We start from the raw sequence: 21,152 nt of genomic DNA, 5'->3' as shown, positions 1-21,152 counted from the left end.
GATGAGTACCAAGAGAACCGCTCATATCATTTCCCATACGCATTGGGACCGGGAATGGTATTTACCCTATGAGAAGCATCATGTTCGTCTTGTTAAGCTAGTAGATACGCTGCTGGATAAAATGGATCAGGATCCGAATTATCGCAGCTTCTTTTTGGACGGACAAACGATCATTTTGGAGGACTACCTCCAAGTTCGACCGGATCAAAAGGATCGACTGACCAAATTTATTCAGGACGGCCGTATTTTAATAGGTCCGTGGTACATTTTGCAGGATGCATTTCTGACCAGCGGTGAAGCCAATGTACGAAATATGCAGATTGGGCATCAAGATGCGAAGAAATATGGCGACGTATCGAAGATCGGTTATTTTCCCGATACGTTCGGACTGGTAGGACAAACGCCGCAATTGATGCAGCAGTCCGGAATCACGAATGCTTTATTTGGCCGTGGCGTGAAGCCGACTGGCTTTAACAATACCGTGTCTGACGGTGATTATGAATCGTCATTCTCGGAACTGCTTTGGGAAGGACCCGATGGTTCCCAAGTGCTAGGCATTCTTTTCGCCAACTGGTATTCGAACGGCAATGAAATTCCAGTAGACCGGGAAGAAGCGAAAGCGTACTGGGAGCGGAAGCTAGCGGACGCGGAGAAATACGCATCGACTGGCGAGCTGCTCTTTATGAATGGGTGCGACCATCAGCCGGTTCAGTTGGACTTGCCTGAGGCGATTCAAGCTGCGCGCGATCTGTATCCGGATACGACCTTTGTTCATTCGAATTTTATCGATTACTTGCAGGCTGTTCAGCGTTCCTTGAAGCATGAACTATCTACGGTAAAAGGTGAGCTTCGCAGTCAACGGACAGACGGTTGGTCTACGCTCGTGAACACCGCATCCGCTCGTGTTTACTTGAAGCAGATGAATCAGCTGGGGCAAGCGATGCTGGAGAAAGTGGCTGAACCGTTGGCTGCTTTCGCGCACGTCCTCGAAGTTGGGGAGAAATACCCGCATCATTTGTTCACGTATGCTTGGAAAACATTAATGCAGAATCATCCGCACGATAGCATTTGCGGCTGCTCTGTAGACGAAGTACACCGCGAAATGGTGACTCGCTTCGAGAAAAGCCGGCATGTAGCGGAATCGATCGTCGATGACAGCAAACGTGCGATTGCTGATGCGATCGATACATCGAGCTTTGCGCAAGCGGGCGAAAGCGCCCTGCCGGTCGTTGTTTTCAATACCTCCGGTTGGGAGCGTACCGGCGTAGTGAGTATCGAGCTCGATGCCTTGCGTTTGTACTTCCGTGATGGCTACACGCTTGAAGAAGCAAGCAGTTTTGCGAAGGCGGCGGATCTTTCAGGCCGTACGCTCGTGGATGCGCAAGGGAACGCTATTCCTTGCACAATCGAAGATCTCGGACTGCAATTTGGTTACGATTTGCCGGACGACAAGTTCCGTCAGCCGTATATGTGTCGTAGAGTGAAGCTGACCTTTGAAGCGGAGAAGGTTCCTGCTTTAGGGCTGAAGACGTACGCTTGTGTGAAGAGAGAAGATGAGATTTCATCTTCCTCGCTGCTAGCGGGAGACCGGGTGCTGGAGAATGACTCGCTGAAGATCGAAATCGTGAATAACGGTTCATTCACGTTGACAGACAAGAAGAATGGCCGAACTTACCGGGATTTAGGCGTATATGAGAATACCGGGGATATCGGCAACGAATATATGTACAAACAACCGGATGGCGAGACGCCGCTTACAACACGCGATCTAGCTGCACATATCCGTGTGTTAAAGGATACGCCTTATCAGGCATCTATTGAGATTGTACACGACTGGGAAATTCCCGAGTCGGCGGACGAATTACTGGAGGAAGAGCAGCGAGATTTGATCTACTATCCGCACAGAAAAGCACAGCGATCAGCTCGCATGGTACCTATGCAGATCCGTACCATTGTCAGTCTGAACCGCGGCGGCAAAGGAGTAGAGATCGAGGCCACCTTCAACAATCAGGCCAAAGATCATCGTCTGCGGATGTTGTTCCCGTCGGATCTGAATACACAAGTTCACCGTGTCGACTCCATGTTTGAAATTCCGCAGCGTGACAACACGCCGACTGCTGAGTGGGAAAATCCAAGCAATACGCAGCATCAACAGGCATTTATTGATGTAAGTGATGCGGAGGCTGGTCTTGTTGTTGCTAACCTCGGATTGAACGAATACGAAGTTCTGCGGGACGGACGCAATACGATTGCCGTGACGCTGCTTCGCGCGGTTGGCGAGCTTGGCGATTGGGGCTTGTTCCCGACGCCGGAAGCTCAGTGTCTGGGCGAGCATACCGTCCGAATGACCATCATTCCGTATAGCGGCGAAGGCGAACAATTCGGCGCTTACGAGCAAGCCTACCAGTTCCAAATTCCGTGGACGTTATGTCAAACGGGCATTCACACTGGGCGCATCTCACCTACGTATGCACCATTCTGTTGGGAAGGCGATAAGTTGGCCTTTTCTTCCATGAAAATGAATGAAGGAACTGGCGATGTGCTGCTCCGTTGGTACAACATGAGCTCCCAAAACACTGAGCTCAAGCTAAGTTCCAACCTACCTCTGTACTCCTTCTATAAGAGTACGATTATGGAAGTACACGGGTCGAGTATTGATGCTGATGCCCAAGGCCAAATGTCTTTGCCGACAGGTCCTTGCGAAATTGTTACCATCGGGATTCAGCGATAAGATTAGCTGGAACATTCGAATCGTATTCAAGGATAACATTAAAACATCCATTGGAAATTTTCCAATGGAATCGACTCTCAGACTTCAAAAAACGCAATTTCATTGGAATAGTTCCAATGAAATTGGCTTCCAAGCTGTCAAATCCCCACTTCCATTGGAGTTAATCCAATGGAAGTAGGATTCATGCTTCGAATTCACAAAGTGAAAACTGAATACAAGAACTTTGGCGATTTGGGACTCAAGAGAGTAGCACAAACTGGCTCATTTGCAGGTACGTCTAACGAATTGAGCATAGCAGTAAAGAATAATGCCAAATAGACCAATCTAAGTTAATCAGACTTTAGATTGGTCTATTTTTGTTAGAATACATACCCCGTTCACGGGTCAGGATTGAACGTCGATCAGGGGCATTTTTCTTTGCTTCGCCTTGAATGCAAGATAGATACTGGTTACTATGGCACTTATGGTTCCACATATGATATCCGTCATCGTGTCGACCAAGCTTCCGTTTTGCGAATGAAGACCGAACAGACTATCCGTCGTATACTCATATATTTCCCAAACGCCAGCCATGGCGATGGAAAAGAACAGGCAAAACCACACGGCAACCTTCGCATTCGGTACGGCCGCTTTCTCGCCTTCACTTGCTTTCATATAAATCATTAAACCGACGAAGCAAAGGATCAAGCCTGAAAAGAGATGTTCAATTTTATCCAAGTAAGGGATAACTTTGTAAAACCCAAATTCGTTTGCCAAAAACATGGTGATAAAAATGAACAGTAAGACGGAAAAGCGCAATGCTGCAAACATCGTGGTCTTTGTGATTTTGACCACGAAACGAATAATCAGCAGCACAGCAACAATCAAAACGGCCTGAAACATTTTTGCTGGGATACCTTTCACCCAAAAATAAACGAAGCAGACTGCGGCAGTCGCATACATGGCCAGTTCGAAGAGGTCGTTCCATTTATCTTTGCGTTTTTCCATTTGCATCGCTATCACTCGCCTCGAATTCAGAAAATAGTCGTTTCTGTAAACATTAAACATTATATTTTACTCTTAAACAAGAAAGCACAATCATTGAGTGATAAATATGTGCATTGTCACTTTCAATTATTGCCCGGGAAATGGCCAAGCATAGTCCCCGTCTCTCTATTTTTACCTTTTTTCGTATCCCAATATCCTTTCCGGGCGATTCTATTTGATCAAGTCCTTAAGAAGATGGCTATTCTTGACACATCTTAATTCAATGGATATTATAGATATATTAAGTCTATAATAGAGTTTCGTTGATTTAGCTCACAAAGTTAACTTCAGTTTAGCTAAGTCGTTTTTTTAAAAGTAATTATAGATATTGAGAGTCTGTTATAACCTTAATTCTAATTCTAAATAGGAGATGATCATCATGATTTATGATTGTGCCATTATTGGCGGAGGACCAGCGGGTTTGAATGCAGCACTGGTACTAGGAAGAGCAAGGAGAAGCGTAGCTTTGATTGACAATAATCAACCTAGAAATGCCGTAACACACGCATCCCATGGATTTATCACGAGAGATGGCATAGCACCGGCCGAGTTCCGACGTATTGCCTATGAAGAAGTGCTGCGTTATCCGTCAGTTAATCATTGGCAGACTGAAGTTACATCTGTTAACAAAACCGAATACGGTTTTGAGATGTTCACTTCAACAGGTGTTGGCGTTCAAGCACGAAAACTGATTTTGGCTACGGGTGTGAAGGAGGTTTTTCCTGAGATCGAAGGCTTTTATCCGTTATATGGGAAAAGTTTATTTAATTGTCCTTATTGTGATGGCTGGGAGCTCCGGGATCAACCGCTTATTGTTGTCTCCGGGTATCCGACTGCTTTCCATACGGCGAAACTTCTTCTGAATTGGAGTAAGGATGTGGTACTATGCACGAACGGTCAAGCGTCATTGTCGGAGCAGCAAAAAGTATGGCTTCACTCGAAGGGAGTTAAGGTCATGGAACAACCCATTGCGGCCTTTATCGGTCAAAATGGATTGCTTGAGCAGGTACGATTTACAGATGGTACTCATATCCTTAGAGCCGGTGGCTTCGTTACTCCTAAATTTGTGCAAAAAAGTTCATTTGGGGAAAGTTTGGGCTGCGAGATGACGGAATTAGGTGGAATTAGGACAGATGAGTTTGGAAGAAGTTCAGTTACGGGTTTATATGCCGCCGGGGATGCGTCGTATTTCATGCCTTCGCAGTTAATTTATGCCGCGGCCGATGGCAGCAAAGCAGCTGTGGGTGTGAGTATGGATTTGATGGAGGAATTCATAGAATGATTAATTGATGCTGTATTAACTACCGCCTTACGACTAACCATCGTAAGGCGGTTTTTTATTGTATAGGAAATTATGAAAGAAGCCGACCGTTAAGTGCCGAGGTCTTTTTTGTGTTTTATATATGACGTTATATATGACGTCATATATAAAATAAATCCCAAGAATAGTGATAAATAATGATATTTTTGTGAACTTAAAAATATATATTGTACATTAAATAACCTTATGATACATTTATGACATACTAAATAACGATTTAACGAATTGGAGGATGGAGATGCGAGTTGGAATTAGTGGTACAGGTAGAATCGGAAGACTTTTTTTGAGAAAAGCATTATCCGAGAAGCAGCAGGAGTTTGAAATCAACGTGATCAACTCAACAAGCCCCATTCAAGTATTGGCCCATTTGTTGAAATATGATTCCGTTCATGGCACATGGGACGCGAAAATTGATGTGTTAAATGATAACTTAATGAGGATTAACGGAAAGCTGATTACCGTCATTTGTGAAAGAGAGCCGGATTTATTGCCGTGGGAGGATTATGGTGCCCAATTGGTTGTGGATGCAACCGGAAAGTTCAATCATCGGCATGGTGCTGAACGACATTTATTTGCTGGAGCCAAGAAGGTTTTGATTACAGCACCAGGGACGAACATGGACCTCACAGTTGTCATGGGTGTGAATGAAGAGAAGTATGATCCTAAGCAACATCGCTTGGTATCTGCAGCTTCATGTACAACCAACTGTATCGCACCAGTGCTACATATCCTAGATGAAGCTTTTTCTGTTAAACAGGGTTGGATGACAACGGTTCATGCTTTTACGAATGATCAAAATCATATGGATAACCCGCATAAAGATCTTCGACGTGCGAGGGCATGCACCAATTCTATTATTCCGACTTCGACTGGCGTGGGTAAAGCACTTATCGATGTGATTCCTCATCTCGCATCCCAAATTCAAGGCGTGTCCGTCCGCGTCCCGACACAAGATGTTTCACTGTTAGACCTCCAAGTGGTGGTCGGCCGTAAAGTTAGCGTTGATGATGTGAAGTTCGCCATTAAAAAAGCGATTGCAGGGCAAATAGGAACCTTTGTTGACTACAATGAATTGCCGCTTGTTTCTGCGGATTATATAGGTAATGAGAAATCTGCCATCATAGACGGTCTTAGCATTATGACGCACGAAAACCAAATCAAGCTGCTGGCCTGGTATGACAACGAATGGGGTTACACAAACCGAGTCATTGATTTAGTAGCTCATATGTCACGTGCTGAAAGCACACAACTAAAGGGGGAAACGAAATGTCTAACACAAACCATGTAACATTGGCGGCCATTCATCGGTATGATCTGGGTGTTATCATTTGTAAATCATGTAATGAAGTGATTGCAACGTTACCTACGGACGGATATAAAAAATTCTATAGTTTGTGCAATTCAACCCTATGTATCGATAAAAATAAGGAGGCTAACAAATAATGACTCAGAAACAAGTGGTACCCTTTCAGGAGGGAAATGCTTCAATGAAAGCTTTACTGGGAGGAAAGGGGGCTAATCTCGCTGAGATGACAAGAGCCGGCCTTCCCGTACCACCGGGTTTCACCATTACTACTGAGGCCTGCTTAGCTTTTTTTAAGGTTGGCAATCGGATCTCAGAGGAACTGCTTGAACAAATTGCAGCAGCTCTTAAGCAGTTAGAGAAACAGAAGGGACAAACGTTCGGGGATGCGAACAATCCACTTCTTGTTTCCGTGCGGTCCGGTTCTGTCTCTTCGATGCCGGGTATGATGGATACCATTTTGAATCTCGGTCTCAACGACGTAACGGTTCAAGGGTTGGCTGCTCTTACGAACAATGAAAAGTTCGCTTATGATTGCTACCGTCGTTTGATGCAGATGTTTGGAAACGTGGTGCTTGGCATTGAAGGCTATCATTTCGAGCAGCTGCTGCACCGTTTGAAAGAGAAAGAAGGCGTCCAACAAGATCAGGATGTTACAGCTGACGGTTGGAAGGGTCTTATCGAAGATTACAAAAAGTGTATTATTTCAAAAACAGGTCAAGCTTTTCCTCAGCATGTCTATGAGCAGTTGCGATTAGCCGTTGAGGCTGTATTCAAGTCATGGAACAATCAAAGAGCCCAGATTTACCGCAAAATAAATCGGATTCCAGATGAACAGGGGACAGCTGTTAACATTCAGAGCATGGTATTTGGCAATATGGGCAGCAGCTGCGGTACAGGTGTTGTCTTTACGAGAAATCCATCCACGGGTGAGAATACATTTTTTGGTGAATACCTGATTAATGCACAAGGGGAAGATGTGGTTGCAGGTATCAGAACACCGCTGGCGATTGCCGCGCTGAAAAACGAAATGCCTCAGATTTATGAGCAGCTGTTCACGGCATCCAAGCAGTTAGAGAAGCATTACAAAGATATGCAGGACATCGAGTTTACGGTTGAAAATAATAAACTTTACCTGCTACAAACGCGAAACGGGAAACGAAACGCCCAAGCTGCGCTCAAGATTGCTGTCGATTTGGTCCAAGAAGGTTTATTGACTAAGCAGGAAGCCGTTGAGCGCATCGAAGTGTCGCATCTTGATCAGCTGCTGCACAGAGGTATTGATGAAGAGGCTGTAAAGGATGTGTTGGCCAAAGGACTTCCTGCTTCGCCAGGCGCTGCGGTTGGACAGCTTGTGTTTGACGCAGACACGGCTGCAGAATGGAACCGCGCCGGCAAGACAGTTATTCTAGCAAGAAACGAAACAACACCCGAAGATATTCATGGCGTGATCGCATCGGAAGGAGTGCTCACGAGCCGCGGAGGAATGACGAGCCATGCCGCTGTTGTGGCAAGGGGAATGGGCAAACCATGCGTATGCGGCTGCGAAGAAGTGCGAATTGTGCTTGATGAGAAGCGGATGTTGGCGGGAAGCAGAGTCGTAGAAGAAGGCGATTGGATTACGCTCGACGGTGCAACCGGACGCGTAATTGTCGGGGCTATGCCATTGCGAGAAGCCAGGATGACGGATGAGCTTCTCGTCATGTTGAAGTGGGCGGATGAGATTCGTACGCTGAAGGTATACGCGAATGCAGACAATCCGGAAGATGCGAAAATTGCGAGACAATTAGGAGCCGAAGGGATTGGTTTATGCCGAACAGAGCATATGTTTTTCTCGTCAACTCGTCTGCCTGTTGTTCAACGAATGATTTTGGCTGATGATAAAGAAGATCGCTTGCAGGCTCTTTCACAGCTGCTTCCCATGCAGCAGTCAGATTTTGAAGGCATGTTCGAGGAAATGGATGGCCTTCCGGTAACGATTCGGTTGCTGGATCCACCTTTGCATGAGTTTTTACCCAACCTTGAAGATCTGCAAAAAAGATATACGGAGCTGACTTACAATAAAAGTGTCTCAGACTTAGAAAGAGAAGAGATCGCTCACCTTCTCCGCAAAGTGCAGGGTCTCCATGAGGCTAACCCTATGCTCGGACAGCGGGGCTGCAGATTGGGAATTGTATATCCGGAAATTTATGATATGCAGATAGAGGCTATCTTCCGGGCAGCTTCAGGCTGTATCGACAGAGGCATCCGAGTTCTTCCCGAAATCATGATTCCGCTTGTAGGCCATGCCAATGAACTGAAAATTTTGCGAGAGCTTGTTGATTTTGTTGCGGAACAGGTGCTTGGGAAAGACAAACTTCGGGATTGTCCGTACAAAGTAGGGACCATGATCGAGGTTCCACGAGCGGCTCTAACTGCGCGCCAAATTGTGGCATATGCCGATTTCTTCTCTTTTGGCACCAATGATTTGACGCAAATGACGTATGGTTATAGCCGTGACGATGCGGAGGGTAAATTTCTAACCCACTATGTTGATCAGAAGCTTCTTCCGCATAATCCGTTTCAAGTGCTTGACACAGAAGGAGTCGGACAATTGATTGATTTGGCCGTGAATGCGGGCAGGCTCGTTAAGCCGTCCCTCAAAACGGGCATATGCGGGGAGCATGGCGGAGATAAAGAGTCGATTTTCTTTTGCCACTTGACCGGATTGGATTATGTTAGCTGTTCTCCTTACCGAATTCCTTTGGCTCGAATAGCTGCGGCACAAGCGTTCATCTTGCATGGTGTTATCGGTGAACAAAAGGTCCCTCAAGCCATATGATAACGCGAGAAAATCGGTTAAAATAGGGATGAACATGAAAGTTCGGGGAGGGAAATGCGATAGAACTTACATCCCGTCAAATGGAAATCATTGAACGTGTAAAAAAACATGCTCCGATTACCGGAGAAAACTTAGCAGAAATGCTCGGAATCGCCCGTCCTACCATTCGTTCCGACCTTGCCCTGCTTGTTATGCTAGGTTATTTGGATGCGAAGCCAAAGGTTGGTTATTTTCTCGGTAAAACGCTGGAGCGTGAAGAATCATCATACAAAAAACTTGATGGCATTTATGTTAAAGATGTTATGGGTTTACCTGTCGTTCTTCAAGAAACAGCTACGGTGAATGATGCCGTCGTCTCACTGTTTCTTGAGAATGTGGGTACTCTGATGATTGTGAGCGGTAATCGGGCATTAGTTGGTATTGTATCTAGAAAAGATTTGTTAAAAGTAACGTTAGGCAATGCGGGTGCTCCTTCCATGCCGATAAGTCTTGTGATGACGAGACACCCGAATATCGTTACCGTAAGTCCGGAGGACCACGTCATTGATGCGGCGCGCAAAATGATTCATCATCAAGTTGACAGTCTGCCCGTTGTGAGTTTGGACTCTGAACAAGACCAGTATGGCGTTATTGGACGAATAACGAAAACAACCATGACCAAATTAATGTTGGAACTAGCTGCGAATTAGGAGGTATTCACGGGTGGAGGAGAAAGTCCATACGATATTCGTTTGCTCAGATTCGGTTGGGGAAACGGCAAACACGGTTGTTCAAGCGACAATTCGTCAGTTTAACGCCAGTCAAGTTCATGTAAGGCGTTTTGGAACTATGCGTACGGAGGAAGAAATCCGAAGTATGATGGAGGAAGCTTCGCGACTTGGCAGTTTTGTTGTTTATACGCTCGTTCTTCCGGAATTAAGAGAGATGATGCGTCAAGAAGCGATTCGCCTAAACGTGACTAGCATTGATGTCCTAGGTCCTGTCATGCAAGCTTTCATTGATACGTTTAATGATTCTCCCAAAAGGAAAGCAGGGTTGCTGCACCAAATGGATGAAGATTATTATAAGCGCGTCGAAGCGATCGAATTTGCTGTCAAAAGCGATGACGGAAAAGACACAAGCGCTCTAAAACAAGCTCATATTGTTTTGTTGGGCGTTTCAAGGACGTCGAAAACACCGCTAAGTATTTATTTGGCGCATAAAGGATACAAAGTAGCCAACTATCCTTTGGTGCCGGAAGTAAAGCCGCCTCAAGGGTTGTTTACGCTTAACAAAAGCAAAATGATCGGATTGACGATGAGCGCTGAGCAGCTTGTGAAGATCCGTACGGAACGGCTGAAAGCAGTTGGGCTGCCATTTGGCGCTAAATATTCGGCATTAGAAAGAGTGGCGGAAGAGCTGGAGTATGCATTCGGCTTGTATAAGCAGCTTGGATGTACCGTGATCGATGTCACAGAAAAAGCTATTGAGGAAACGGCTGGTATCATACTGGACGCCATGTAATCGCGAATCTTGGCTTAATAATAACATGCGAAACGAACGTTAGAAGCAATTCTAGAGGTTCGTTTTTTTGCTATTTTTTTGGCTTATTTCCGGTCGTTTGGCCGTCGATTCAAGCCGCTTAAGCTGATCGGTTTTTCAATTTCCGCATAGTTATCATCGATATCACTACGAATCGAATTCAGTAGATGAAGAGCGTGGCTTCTTTCTTCATACTCAGGAATCAATTGGATCAGTTCTTCCAATCGTTTTAATCTCGTTTCTGTTACAAATCTCATTAGCGAAGCTCCCTTGCTTAAGTCCTGTATCCTATACTGTTCGTCTATGACTGTTTATATCGGTCTGTACTTTTCTGGGGTTTTACCCCTTTATCAGTATTACTGATAGATCATATAAGATCATTCTAATTGACCTATTTCGACATACATGATAGTTTCAAGAGAGTGAAAATAATGCGAAAATGTATAATAGGAAATAATATCATTGCAGGCTATGAGAGGTGGATATTCTTGGTACTTCAAGTAACAAACAGTCCTTTTAATCAGGAACAAGTAGAATTACTTAATCGATTACTTCCTACACTAACGGAATCACAACGAATCTGGCTGAACGGGTATCTTGCAGCACTTCAGGGATCGGCTGTCGTGACGACTTCTGGTGCAGCTCCTGTAGCTCCCTTAGCGACTTTGGCGGCGAATGCGCCGGTAATCTCTAAAGAGGTGACCGTACTCTTCGGATCACAGACGGGTAAAGCTCAAGGATTAGCGAAGAAAATGTCCAAAAAGCTAGAAGAGCAAGGTTTTCAGGTAACACTCTCCTCGATGGCTGACTTCAAACCTAACAATTTGAAAAAGATTCAAAACTTGCTTGTTCTAGCGAGTACCCACGGAGAAGGAGATCCACCGGATAACGCTATATCCTTCCATGAATTCCTTCATAGCAAGAGAGCTCCTAAATTGGAGGAACTGCGGTTTTCCGTGCTTTCACTTGGAGATACATCTTACGAGCTTTTCTGCCAAACAGGCAAGGATTTCGACAAACGTCTGGAAGAGCTTGGCGGCAAACGCCTTGCGCCGCGTGTCGATTGTGACGTGGATTTCGATGAGCCAGCTGCAGAGTGGATGAGCTCCGTTATGAGCTCTTTAAGTGAAGCTTCAATGGGCTCGACTGTTGTGAGTGGCGTTGGAGCAGCAGTTGAAAGCGGTAATGAATCGGAATATTCCAGAACAAATCCATTCCAAGCCGAGGTTCTTGAGAATTTGAATCTGAATGGCCGTGGATCGGACCGCGAAACCCGCCACATTGAGATCTCCTTGGAGGGATCCAATCTTCAGTATGAACCGGGTGATTGCTTAGGTATCTATCCGGAGAACCACCCGCGCCTTGTAGATGAATTGATCGAAGCCATGGGTTGGAAAGCTGAGGAACTCGTTACTATCAATAAGAACGGCGAGAAGCGCTCATTACGCGAAGCGCTGCTTCATAATTATGAAATTACTGTACTGACAAAACCGTTATTGGAGCAAGTGGCAAAGCTTACTTCAAGCAATGGACTGCAAGAGCTGTTGGCTGCAGGACGCGAGCAAGATTTTAAATCATATATCAATGGGCGGGATTTATTAGATTTGGTACAGGATTATTCCCTTAAGGGCGTACCTGCAGGCGAATTCGTAGCGATCCTTCGGAAAATGCCTGCTCGACTGTACTCAATTGCGAGCAGTTCCAAAGCTTTCCCGGATGAGGTTCATGTTACCGTCCGTACGGTGCGTTACGAGACTCAAGGTAGAGAACGTTATGGCGTGTGCTCTGTTCAGCTCGCTGAGCGAATCAAGTCTGGCGAAACGCTGCCGGTTTACATTCAAAACAACCCGAATTTCAAGCTTCCCGAGAACCCGGAAACTCCTATCATTATGATTGGACCTGGCACGGGCGTCGCTCCGTTCAGAGCCTTTCTCGGAGAAAGAGAAGAGACAGGGGCCGAAGGCAAATCATGGCTCTTCTACGGTGATCAGCACTTCTCCACAGATTTCCTTTATCAGATTGAATGGCAGAAGTGGCTTAAGGATGGCGTGTTGACGCGCATGGATGTTGCGTTCTCCCGCGATACCGACCAGAAAGTATATGTGCAGCATCGGATGCTTGAGAAGAGCGCGGAGCTTTATAAATGGCTTCAAGAAGGGGCAATCGTGTACGTATGTGGTGACGAAAAGAAAATGGCACACGACGTTCATGCGACCCTAGCAACAATTATTGAACAAGAGGGCGGTTTCAGTTCGGAGGAAGCAGCGGAGTATTTGACCCGTATGCAACAGCAAAAACGTTATCAGAGGGATGTTTACTAAGTTCAGATCCCAAAGATCGCGAGAGGAGAAAGGCCAATATGTCAGAAAACAATTTACTTTCAAAGAACAGTGCGCCGCACAGCGAAGTAGAACATATTAAAATGAGAACCAATTACTTGCGGGGGAGTCTCGAAGAGACGCTGATAGACGCAATTACGGGGTCCATCCCCGAGGATGATAACCGTCTGATGAAGTTTCACGGAAGCTATATGCAGGATGACAGGGATCTGCGCAACGAGCGGCAAAAGCAGAAGCTGGAGCCAGCCTATCAGTTCATGCTGCGTGTGCGTGCCGCTGGCGGAGTCGTTACACCAGAGCAATGGTTGATGATGGATCAGGTCGCACAAAAGTATGCTAACGGAACGATCCGTTTGACGACTCGTCAATCTTTTCAGCTTCACGGCGTGTTGAAGTGGAATTTGAAGAAGACGATCCGTGAAGTCAATGATTCATTGTTAAGTACGCTAGCTGCGTGCGGTGACGTTAACCGAAACGTCATGTGTAATCCGAATCCTTACCAGTCGGATGTTCATGCCGAAGTATACGAATGGGCCTGCCGCGTTAGCAACCATCTTGATCCACAGACCAAAGCCTATCACGAGATCTGGCTTGACGGCGAAAAGGTAGTGGATAGCCAGGATGGCGTAGAGCAAGAGCCGATCTATGGAAAGGTGTATTTGCCGCGTAAGTTCAAAATCGGTATTGCAGTACCGCCTTCCAATGATGTGGATGTCTTCTCGCAAGATCTGGGTTTCATTGCTATTGTTGAAGATGGACGTCTGATAGGCTTCAATGTATCCGTCGGTGGCGGTATGGGGATGAGCCATGGCGATCCGTTAACTTACCCGCAAGTAGCTCAAGTGATCGGATTCATCACGCCGGATCAAATGGTTGATTTGGCAGAGAAGACAGTTACGATTCAACGGGATTATGGTGATCGTTCTGTGCGGAAACATGCACGTTTTAAATATACGATTGATGACCGCGGCATTGATTGGTTCGTAGGTGAACTAACCGCTCGTTTAGGTTGGAAGCTCGAAGCGGCGCGTCCATACCATTTTGATCATAATGGAGATCGCTATGGCTGGGTTAAGGGAACTAACGGGAAATGGCATTTCAACCTGTTTATTCAAAACGGTCGTGTTAAAGACGAAGATAACTACCTGCTGATGACTGGACTTCGTGAAATTGCCAAAGTGCACACCGGGGACTTCAGACTTACGGCGAACCAGAATCTGGTGATCGGTAATGTGAGCACTCAGAAGAAGAAAAAGATCGAAGAGCTGATCAAAGAATACGGTCTTACGGACGGGCTTCAGTACTCCGCATTGCGCAGAAGCTCTATGGCCTGCGTGTCTCTGCCAACTTGCGGTATGGCGATGGCTGAGGCTGAGCGTTACCTTCCTGACTTAATGGATAAAATCGAGCCGATGTTGGAAGAAGCCGGTTTGAGTGATAAAGAGATCGTCATTCGCATGACCGGTTGTCCGAATGGATGCGCCCGTCCAATGTTAGCGGAAATCGCGTTCATTGGTAAGGCACCAGGCAAATACAACATGTATTTGGGCGGCGGACATTCCGGAAACCGACTGAACAAGCTTTATAAGGAAAACATCGGCGAAGTGGAGATTCTCGAGTCACTGCGGCCGATTGTTAATCAATACGCGAAGGAACGACAAGAAAACGAGCATTTTGGCGATTTTGTCATTCGCGCCGGTTATGTCAAAGAAGTTCGTTCCGGACAAGATTTTCATTCGTAAAAAGATGGTTAAGCTAATTCAATAGCTTTCCGGAAATTATCGGAAATAGAAAGAAGTGCGTTCACTTAGACGCACTTCTTTTTTTCTCTGTTTTATGGTTGATTTTACGCCACCAAATCTTGCTCGAGAACACTTACAAATTAATATTATAATATTCCTTGACAGGAATATTCCCTATGGGGTATATTGTAAATAGAAATAAGGAAACTTCCTAACGAAATGAGGTGGCCGGACTTGACTAGAACTGGAACTGGAAATCATCATCATGGATAACACAACATTTAACGCACTGGCCGAACCCAACCGTTTACGCATTGTTGAGCTTCTGTTAGATGGTCCCTTAACTGTAGGGGATATCGCCGATGGCCTTGGGCTTCGCCAGCCTCAAGCCTCGAAGCATCTTCGTGTTCTTCTCGAGGCCGGACTTGTGGAGGTGCAGGCTGTCGCCAATCGCCGGAACTACAAACTTCGTTTGGAACCATTTCAAGAACTGGACACCTGGCTTAAAACCTACCGGAGTGTCTGGGATGAACGACTTGACGTACTGGAGAATTACCTTCAGAAGCTGCGAAACAAAGAAAACAAACAAAACTAAATTGTAGGAGGAATTTCAATGTCAAACCAAATGATTACCAAGGTAGAGGGTCAGGAACTAATTTTGGAGCGTGTTTTTAACGCGCCACGCGAGCTTGTATTCAAAGCATTCTCCGAGGCCGAGCATCTAAAGCATTGGTGGGGACCTCGCGGCTGGACGCTTACAGTTTGTAACGTCGATTTTCGTCCGGGCGGTATCTGGCATTATTGCATGAAGTGTATCGATCAGAACCAAGGAGATTTTTACGGATACGAATCTTGGGGCAAAGCAGTCTATGATGAAATCGTTGAAGCTGAGAAAATTGTTTACGTTGATTACTTCTCGGATGCCGAAGGGAATGAAACGGAGGGGATGCCGTCATCTCAAACAACGATGACTTTTGTAGAGCATGAAGGCAAGACGAAGCTTATCAGCCGCTCAAAATACGCTTCACCTGAAGCGCTCAAAACCGTCATGGAAATGGGCATGGAGCAAGGTATTACTGAAACTTGGGATCGTCTCTCCGAGCATCTGCAATCCATTCAATAATCTCGTATCACGAAGCCGTCCGGCATATAGCTGGCGGCTTATTTTTTTTGATTATCTGTTTGACAACAGTTTGGTCTTTTTATAGGTGTAGAGCTACTTTAGGCTGGATTGTTGTGCTTTTTACAACTTTCGCGCGGATAAAGCAAAATAAAGCTTGTCTATTGTTGCATTAAGTACAACTTTGTCGTTCTAACCGATATGATGGCGTAAAAAAACAAAATCATTATTCGACACTGAAATAATATTTCACAAATTTGTCATAAAGTTTATCGACCCCATCATTACCTTTTTCTGCCTCCTGTTTTATAATAGGTATACAAACCATCATTGAACAGAATTGGTGTGAATAATTGATATGGAACTACTATTATTAGAAAAAATCGAAGCTTTACGCATTGAAATGGTAGAAGAGGCGTATTTACGCGGAAGTTTCACGCATGAGAAAGTAGTAGATCTTAGTCAAAAATTAGATCAATATATTGTTAACTTTCAAGAGTTAAAATGATATTACCTTCATAGAGAATGGACCAGAGGATATGCAACTGAAATCCTCTTTTTGCTATTTGAGATCAATTAGCTTGTGTCCGGGGCAGGGCATAAATTTCTGTTATTCAGGAAACTTATCCTGCCCTTTTGAGAACATCATGAACAAAATCCCGATTGAAAAAGCTACAAGCAATAAAGGTGCAATCATAAGCAAAAAGAAATCCAAACTCATCACCCTTTCTTGGAGGGATTCCCTCGCACATATTCAGCGTCGAACAGGAACAGTCGCATCAGTAGTACAAGGGATGGAATAAGCAGACATAATCCAGCAAGGAAAACGACAATTAGGGAGATAGCCATAGCATCGTTCGTGAAATTTTGATGTATGGTAATAAATGGGTAAAGGATATACGGCAAGTGTGAAGCTCCATATCCGAAGAAGGCAAAAGCGAATTGCAGCATGACAAGAATAAATGCCCAGCCAAAGTTTTTTCGTTTAAAAATCAGATAAACGGCTGCTATGAAGCATAGTAACGAAGCAACGAACATCCAAGACAGATCAAGCATAGCCTTAAAATGCTCCGGATTGTGCCAACGGATAGCGAAAAAAACAAATATACTGCACACGATTGTTGGCGGACTCCAGCCTAGTGCGTAGCTTCGGACGATTTCAAGTGCTTCGTAGTCCTGGGCTTTGTTGGCATAGTAGGAAAGAAACATCGCAGAAATGTACAGAACGCTAACAAGTGCAAGCAGCACAACCGACCAGGAATAGGAGCTTGTGAAGAGCTTGCTAAAGTGTAAAATAACCTTGCCATTCTCCTCTGTCATATAACCTCCCTCTGATATTGTCAGGACGGTTGATAAGGAAGCGGGAATGAGGAGGCCGGTTGCTCCGTACAAAAATGTATACAAGTGGCTTTGTTTTTGCATTTGTCCATAAATACTAAAAGCATAGTAAGAGCCGCGTATCGCAAGTAGAACAATCGCGATGCTGCCAGGCACCAAAAGGGCTGTTCCAAAGTAATACGAGCTATCCGGAAAGAAGCCGACTATGCCGACAAAGAAGAAAACGAGGAAAACATTCGTTACTTCCCATACGGGGGATAGATAACGTTTGATGATGTTTTCAACGAGATGTTTTTTTCCGGTAGCGTAGGAGTAATAACTAAAGAAGCCTGCCCCGAAATCAATGGAAGCTACGATCAAATACCCATACAGAAATATCCATAGTACTGTAATGCCGATTAACTCGTATTTCATTGTGTAGGTCCCCCCTCAATACCTCTGCTCTTGAGTTCTTCTTGTACATCGCTGTTCATGAACATTCTCCTAAGTACTTTGATCAAAGTGAACCCAATAGCTACATATAGAATGCAGAACAAAAGAAGCATTAAATCCACATGTGTAGAAGTAGTCGCTCCATGAGCGGTCTTCATATAACCTCGAAGTATCCAAGGCTGTCTGCCTACCTCTGCATATATCCAACCCAATTCTATCCCCAAAATGGCAAGTGGACCTGAAAGGACGACCAACCTCAACAGCCAACTTGGATATTGGACACTTTTTAACTTGTAAACCATCCAAACAGATACCATTGCAAGTACCGTAAGTAAGATGCCTATCGTGACCATCGAATCAAAGTAATAATGAACAATAAGGGGGGGACGCTCAGCAACAGGTGTTTCATTTAAGCCCTGAACTTCGGAATTCGGGTTATCGTGAGCTAGAATGCTAAGAGCGAATGGGATTTTCAACCCGTATTTAATCTGATGATCTTCTGTTAAAATTCCGCCTATAACAAGCGGCACCTGTCTAGCTGTCTCGAAATGCCATTCAGCGGCAGCCAGCTTCTCGGGTTGGTATTTGGCTAAAAATTTCCCGGAAAGATCTCCGATCAGTGCAGTTGTAATCGAAAAAAAAAGAGCAGCGACCATCGTTAGCTTGAGCGCTTTACGATGATAGAGCGAATTGCGCTTCTTAAGCAAAGCAGCGCCGGCTATAGCCGCAAGGACGAAGGCGCTAGTCATATAGGCAGAAGAAAGCACATGTGCTACCTTCGTTGGCGTAGCGGGATTGAACATAGCTATAAGCGGCTCAATGTCTGTAATGGAACCGTTGTTCAGCTTAAAGCCCTGCGGGGTATTCATAAATGCGTTAACGGTTGTGATAAAAAAAGCAGACGCTGAAGATCCGAGCATAACGGGAATACATAGCAAGAAATGAGTGATGGGCTTGCGGAATCGATCCCAAGTGTATAGATAGATGCCTAAGAAGATAGCTTCAAAGAAAAAGGCGAAGGTCTCCATAAACAAAGGTAAAGCAATCGCTTGGCCGGCAACGCGCATAAAGCTCGGCCAAAGCAAGCTGAGCTGGAGACCTATTGCGGTTCCTGTGACAACACCAACAGCAACGGTTATGACGAAACCGCGGGCCCAGCGCCGCGCAAGAAGCAGGTAGTAAGGATCATTTCGCTTAATGCCAGACCACTCGGCGAATGAGATCATGATTGGAATTCCGACACCTACGGTAGCGAAGATAATATGGAAGGCGAATGTGAGCTCAGTGAGCATTCGGCTGTAAAGCACGGAATCATAAGTCATAGGTGATGTACTCCTTTTCAGCTTGGAAATTGCTTGGGAATGCAGTTATTACGAATACGCGATCATCTGCCGGAGCCAGGAAAGAAGCATGAGAGAAGCGACAATGATACAGAGCCATATTAACCATTTCTCTTGCTTTTTGTACTTATCTATATGATCACCTACTGTAGTGGTCAGAATGAATGGCCTTATTAGAATGCCAATATTATGAAATTTTACTCTACGTACTTGATTGCCAATCCGACATTTTTGTGAACAGTAAACCTTCCCGATATTCATGCATACAGGAAAACCCTCTGGCATAATGCCTGAGGGTTCTCCATCGAATACCAAACTAATATGGAGTGTTCTTATTATCACTCATTTCGTTTTGCCACTAGATAATCATACTTGAATCGTAGAAGTTCAATGGCGTTAGTAACATCCCCATTTGACGTTAAATAAACGGATACCCAACCGGAATCAGGATACATATGGTGGGGGTGCGCACGCCCTGAAACTATAAGCTGATCGCGAAACGATTTTGGCATGAGCAAGTCGACTAGATGATCTCCATGTAGATGACCAATTTCTTTTCCGATAAACAGAAATTCAATCCCTCCGAAACGGTGTGGTTGCTGAGTTACTTCTGGCCATGATAGCAATTGATCGATAATAATTTGCCTCACATTACCATTCATCTTTATGTTCCCTCCCTAATCACTGATTTGTTCAGTGTTCTATTGCAACGCTTGGTTTCTTAGTACGGAATTGTAAATGATAGAAGAACAAGATCCCCACATGCATTGCGGCAAGAACGAGATAAAAATTGCTGAATAGGTAGCTGTTCGGATCGACATTTAATGGATTCCAATGAACGGAGGGACCCTGTGCAACCACAATACCGTAAACGCCAGCGGCTATTCCTTGAGCTATAAAACTGACCATCGAGAATAGACCCATGCCCACTCCAACCTGATCTTTGGGCAATGACCTTGAAATGGAATTGGACATTGCGATCTGCAAGAAAGATTGGCCTACGTTACCGAAAATCAAAATGAATGAAATCCACAGCGGCGAGATTCCTGCAAAGTTGGACAACAAGACAAAACAGGTAATTAAAGAACCGGAAGCAACTGAGAACAGATAGGAATTGCCTTTCAAGTCCGCCAGCTTCCCGCCTTTTCTCCCCAGAAGTGCTGAGGCTGCAGCCGCAGGGACCATGGCGAAACCGATCCAATTGGAACCAAGATGATAAACTTGCGAAAACAGGATCGGAGTCAAAAAATACAAGGAGATGCCTATGCCGCTGATGAGAAACGCCAGTGTTATTGCGATAGTATACTTCTTGTTACGAAACAATTGAGGTTGGATAAAAGGTTCTTCTGCGGTTCGAATTCGTACAATGAAGAGGAGTAAGGTCGCTAATCCGATCACCAAATACCACCAGGTTCGATTCGTGACCCCTAGCAGAAGCAGCGCAATGGACGCGGCGAGCAAGCTTCCGCCAAGCCAATCGAATTTGCGCGGAGCTTGTTTCACTTCATGCTCAAAATATTTTCGATACAGCGGCAGCAATAATAAAATCAATAGGGAAGGCAGAAACAGCCATCTCCAATTCGCAAAGCTGACGATAGTAGCGGAAATAACAGGCGCAAGAGCGCTACCGAGCGCAAGCCCGACGGCTGTCATGCTTAATGCGGAGCCTCTTTTCTCAGGCGCAAAATACCGTACAGGGATAATCAGCGCAATGGCGGGAATAGCTGCAGCCCCCGCAGATTGCAGACACCTTCCGAGTAATGCGAACCAGAATGTTTGGGAAACGAGCCCCATGAGAGAACCTGCGGCAAACAACGTCAAACCGAACGTCAATAGGCTCTTCAGTTGGAATCTGTCCGCCAGCTTCCCATACGTTACGGTTCCAAAGGCGTAGATCAGCGTATAGGCGGAGGACAGCCAGCTCACCTGAGCAAGGGTAAGATGAAACTCCTCGCTAATTTGCGGAAGCACAACGTTAAACATTAGGGCGCTCATCGATGACATCATAACGGTAAACATCAATAATCGCATCAAGATAGGACCTTTTTGCAGCATGGTTTCAGAATTCATGGTTCATCGCTCCTTTTTGGTTATGAATGCAAGTACATGCTTGCATTA

General features: G+C 45.2%; 19 protein-coding genes. 12 read left to right on the top strand and 7 right to left on the bottom strand.

Annotated features, from left to right (window positions below):
- Position 1 precedes the first annotated feature (1 nt).
- Complete coding sequence (locus ASD40_RS29315) at positions 2–2,731, top strand: alpha-mannosidase (protein WP_057306668.1); 2,730 nt, start codon at positions 2–4, stop codon at positions 2,729–2,731.
- A 384-nt stretch (positions 2,732–3,115) separates the two neighbouring features.
- Here the strand turns inward: ASD40_RS29315 and ASD40_RS29310 are convergent, their stop codons facing one another.
- On the bottom strand, positions 3,116–3,724 hold the full coding sequence (locus ASD40_RS29310; RefSeq protein WP_156390229.1) for a hypothetical protein: 609 nt from the start codon (positions 3,722–3,724) through the stop codon (positions 3,116–3,118).
- Positions 3,725–4,136: 412 nt separating this feature from the next.
- On the opposite strand from ASD40_RS29310, the gene ASD40_RS29305 reads away from it, so the two are divergent.
- The 6 genes from ASD40_RS29305 (at position 4,137) to ASD40_RS29285 (ending at position 10,705) form a co-directional block, all read left to right on the top strand.
- Positions 4,137–5,039 carry an NAD(P)/FAD-dependent oxidoreductase gene (locus tag ASD40_RS29305; protein ID WP_057306666.1) on the top strand — a complete coding sequence of 301 codons (903 nt, stop codon included), beginning with the start codon at positions 4,137–4,139 and terminating at the stop codon, positions 5,037–5,039.
- 271 nt (positions 5,040–5,310) lie between these two features.
- Positions 5,311–6,366, top strand: coding sequence for a type I glyceraldehyde-3-phosphate dehydrogenase (gene gap / locus ASD40_RS29300; RefSeq protein WP_057306665.1), 1,056 nt, complete (start codon positions 5,311–5,313; stop codon positions 6,364–6,366).
- Complete coding sequence (locus ASD40_RS37565) at positions 6,345–6,521, top strand: GapA-binding peptide SR1P (RefSeq protein ID WP_156390228.1); 177 nt, start codon at positions 6,345–6,347, stop codon at positions 6,519–6,521. Before gap ends, ASD40_RS37565 begins: the two co-directional genes overlap by 22 nt.
- Positions 6,521–9,202, top strand: a complete 2,682-nt coding sequence (gene ppdK / locus ASD40_RS29295; RefSeq protein ID WP_057306664.1) for a pyruvate, phosphate dikinase — start codon at positions 6,521–6,523, stop codon at positions 9,200–9,202. Before ASD40_RS37565 ends, ppdK begins: the two co-directional genes overlap by 1 nt.
- An 80-nt stretch (positions 9,203–9,282) precedes the next feature.
- The gene (locus ASD40_RS29290) at positions 9,283–9,891 is read left to right on the top strand and encodes a helix-turn-helix transcriptional regulator (RefSeq protein WP_057306663.1); all 609 of its coding nucleotides are present in this window, start codon (positions 9,283–9,285) and stop codon (positions 9,889–9,891) included.
- 13 nt (positions 9,892–9,904) lie between these two features.
- Positions 9,905–10,705 (top strand): pyruvate, water dikinase regulatory protein, encoded by an 801-nt coding sequence (locus ASD40_RS29285; RefSeq protein ID WP_057306662.1) that lies wholly within the window; start codon positions 9,905–9,907, stop codon positions 10,703–10,705.
- A gap of 83 nt (positions 10,706–10,788) precedes the next feature.
- On the opposite strand, the gene ASD40_RS29280 is transcribed toward ASD40_RS29285, so the two are convergent.
- The gene (locus tag ASD40_RS29280) at positions 10,789–10,980 is read right to left on the bottom strand and encodes a hypothetical protein (RefSeq protein WP_057306661.1); all 192 of its coding nucleotides are present in this window, start codon (positions 10,978–10,980) and stop codon (positions 10,789–10,791) included.
- 231 nt (positions 10,981–11,211) lie between these two features.
- On the opposite strand from ASD40_RS29280, the gene ASD40_RS29275 reads away from it, so the two are divergent.
- From ASD40_RS29275 to ASD40_RS36745, 5 genes are all read left to right on the top strand, one after another.
- A complete protein-coding gene (locus ASD40_RS29275; RefSeq protein ID WP_057306660.1) occupies positions 11,212–13,044 on the top strand; it encodes an assimilatory sulfite reductase (NADPH) flavoprotein subunit in 1,833 nt (610 codons plus the stop codon).
- A 38-nt stretch (positions 13,045–13,082) separates the two neighbouring features.
- Positions 13,083–14,804: an assimilatory sulfite reductase (NADPH) hemoprotein subunit gene (gene cysI, locus ASD40_RS29270; RefSeq protein ID WP_057306659.1), complete on the top strand. Its 1,722-nt coding sequence runs from the start codon at positions 13,083–13,085 to the stop codon at positions 14,802–14,804.
- 265 nt (positions 14,805–15,069) lie between these two features.
- Entirely contained in the window at positions 15,070–15,399 is a 330-nt protein-coding gene (locus tag ASD40_RS29265; RefSeq protein ID WP_057306658.1) for an ArsR/SmtB family transcription factor, read from the top strand.
- A gap of 18 nt (positions 15,400–15,417) precedes the next feature.
- Positions 15,418–15,927, top strand: coding sequence for an SRPBCC domain-containing protein (locus ASD40_RS29260; protein ID WP_057306657.1), 510 nt, complete (start codon positions 15,418–15,420; stop codon positions 15,925–15,927).
- Positions 15,928–16,282: 355 nt separating this feature from the next.
- A complete protein-coding gene (locus ASD40_RS36745) occupies positions 16,283–16,432 on the top strand; it encodes an aspartyl-phosphate phosphatase Spo0E family protein (protein WP_082562532.1) in 150 nt (49 codons plus the stop codon).
- A 102-nt stretch (positions 16,433–16,534) separates the two neighbouring features.
- Here the strand turns inward: ASD40_RS36745 and cydS are convergent, their stop codons facing one another.
- From cydS to ASD40_RS29235, 5 genes are all read right to left on the bottom strand, one after another.
- Positions 16,535–16,639 (bottom strand): cytochrome bd oxidase small subunit CydS, encoded by a 105-nt coding sequence (gene cydS / locus ASD40_RS39535; protein WP_442952733.1) that lies wholly within the window; start codon positions 16,637–16,639, stop codon positions 16,535–16,537.
- A gap of 5 nt (positions 16,640–16,644) precedes the next feature.
- Positions 16,645–17,676: a cytochrome d ubiquinol oxidase subunit II gene (locus tag ASD40_RS29255; protein WP_057306656.1), complete on the bottom strand. Its 1,032-nt coding sequence runs from the start codon at positions 17,674–17,676 to the stop codon at positions 16,645–16,647.
- The gene (locus tag ASD40_RS29250) at positions 17,673–19,016 is read right to left on the bottom strand and encodes a cytochrome ubiquinol oxidase subunit I (RefSeq protein ID WP_057306655.1); all 1,344 of its coding nucleotides are present in this window, start codon (positions 19,014–19,016) and stop codon (positions 17,673–17,675) included. The genes ASD40_RS29255 and ASD40_RS29250 overlap by 4 nt, the downstream gene beginning before the upstream one ends.
- Before the next feature lie 356 nt (positions 19,017–19,372).
- The gene (locus tag ASD40_RS29240; RefSeq protein WP_057306653.1) at positions 19,373–19,696 is read right to left on the bottom strand and encodes a luciferase domain-containing protein; all 324 of its coding nucleotides are present in this window, start codon (positions 19,694–19,696) and stop codon (positions 19,373–19,375) included.
- Positions 19,697–19,727: 31 nt separating this feature from the next.
- Positions 19,728–21,104, bottom strand: a complete 1,377-nt coding sequence (locus ASD40_RS29235; protein WP_057306652.1) for an MFS transporter — start codon at positions 21,102–21,104, stop codon at positions 19,728–19,730.
- Between the last annotated feature and the right edge of the window lie 48 nt (positions 21,105–21,152).

Origin of the sequence: Paenibacillus sp. Root444D2, assembly GCF_001426375.1 — a bacterium.
In the GTDB taxonomy this organism is placed as follows: domain Bacteria; phylum Bacillota; class Bacilli; order Paenibacillales; family NBRC-103111; genus Paenibacillus_E.
Note: the sequence above shows the minus strand (reverse complement) of the source record. Positions and strands in the feature narration are given on the sequence as shown.